This is a genomic window from Actinosynnema sp., assembly GCF_052038725.1.
On the sequence record NZ_JBQGCX010001355.1, the window covers coordinates 1 to 1,658 of the forward strand.

The 1,658-nt window shown below is 74.0% G+C and carries 2 protein-coding genes; both read right to left on the reverse strand.

What is annotated here, in order from left to right; genetic code table 11:
* Window positions 1–626: GTP-binding protein (locus ACTUAL_RS28610; RefSeq protein ID WP_440902414.1), on the reverse strand; the 626-nt coding region annotated here is incomplete at its 3' end.
* The coding region (locus ACTUAL_RS28615) for a WxL protein peptidoglycan domain-containing protein (RefSeq protein WP_440902415.1) at window positions 623–1,658 on the reverse strand (1,036 nt) is incomplete at its 5' end. The genes ACTUAL_RS28615 and ACTUAL_RS28610, both read right to left, overlap by 4 nt.

Sequence of the window (1,658 nt, forward strand, 5' to 3'; positions counted from 1 at the left end):
AGGATCCTCGCCTCGCGGTTGAGGACCCGCAGGACCGCCTCGAGGCGCCCCAGCTCCTCGGCGGTCGCGAGGTCCGCCTTGCTGATGACCAGCACGTCCGCGAACTCGACCTGGTCGACCAGCAGGTCGGAGATGCCGCGCTCGTCGCCCTCCTCGGCCTCCATGCCGCGCTCGTCCAGCCGGTCGCCGCGCTCGACCTCGGCGAGGAACGTGGCGGCGTCGACCACGGTGACGGTGGTGTCCAGGCGGGCGTGGTCGGACAGGCTCGTGCCGTCCTCGAAGGTCCACTCGAAGGTCGCGGCGACCGGCATGGGCTCGGAGATGCCGGTGGACTCGATGAGGATGGTGTCGAAGCGGCCGTCGCGGGCGAGTTCGCCCACGCTCTCCAGCAGGTCCTCCCGCAGGGTGCAGCAGATGCACCCGTTGGTCAGCTCCACCAGGCGCTCGCCGCCCCGGCCCCTGACCAGGGAGGCGTCGATGTTGACCTCGCTCATGTCGTTGACGACCACGGCGACGCGGCGGCCGTCGCGGTTGGCGAGGACGTGGTTGAGGAGGGTGGTCTTGCCCGCGCCGAGGAAGCCGGAGAGCACGGTGACGGGGACGCGGGTGTCTGGGTGCGCGTTCATGGTCCTGGGTTCTTGGTGGTGGGTCGGGGTTTCGCGGCGGCGACGCGCAGGGCGCGGATCTTGCGGCGGACGCGCCAGAGGGCCAGCAGGGTGGCGGCCAGCAGGAGCAGGGTGGTGATCGTGGTCCAGGACCACGCCCACGCGGTGGTCTCGGCGGCGCCGGGCTCGACCGCGCCCGCGAGGGCCTGCCCCGCGGAGGCCACGGGTTCGGCGGTGACGCGCACGTCCAGGGGGCCGAGCGGCCACACCCCGGTGACGGTGCGGGTGAGCGTGATGGCGTTGCCGGGCAGCAGTTCCGGCAGCACGTCGTCGGCGGCGGTGACCTCGCCGAGGCCGAAGAGCCCTTCCACGGCAACGGAAGGGCGCAGGGTCAGGCGGACGTTGCCCCGGTTGACGACGGTGTAGGTGACGTCCAGCTCACCGGTCCCCGCCGGGTTGAGCGAGGCGCGGTAGGCAGCGGACAGCGACTCGACGCCGACCGCCGGGGTGACGGCGCCCGCCACGCGCGCGTAGACGCGGGCTCCCACGCGGCGCTCGACCTGCACGTCCGCGCCGGTGGTCAGCGCGGCCACGACGCCGCCGACGCGGTCGCCCGGCTCGGCGTCGGCGGGGACGGCGAGGCTGAACGGGACCACGACCACCTGGCGCGGCGGCACGGTGACCCGGTTGGCGGGCAAGGAGATCCAGCGGCCGACGGACGACGAGGGCTCGTCGCGGGCCAGCAGGTCGAACCCGCCGGTGTCGGTGTTGACCGCGTCGCCCGCGTACAGGTCCACGGTCAGCTCGGCGTCGCCGAGGTTGCGCACCGCGAGGTGGTCGTCGTAGCGCATCCCCGGTTCCACCACGTACTCGAAGCCGGGACGACCGTCCGGGCCGCCTGCCCCCGCGGGGCTGACCGACCAGGTCTGCCTGCCCTCGGGCTCGGGCGCGGGTTGGGCGTGCGCGGGCGCCGGGATCAGCGCGGCGGTCAGGAGGGCGACGAGCGTCGCGGCACGGGCGGGTCTCACCAGGTCTCCAGCGGGGGTAAGCACG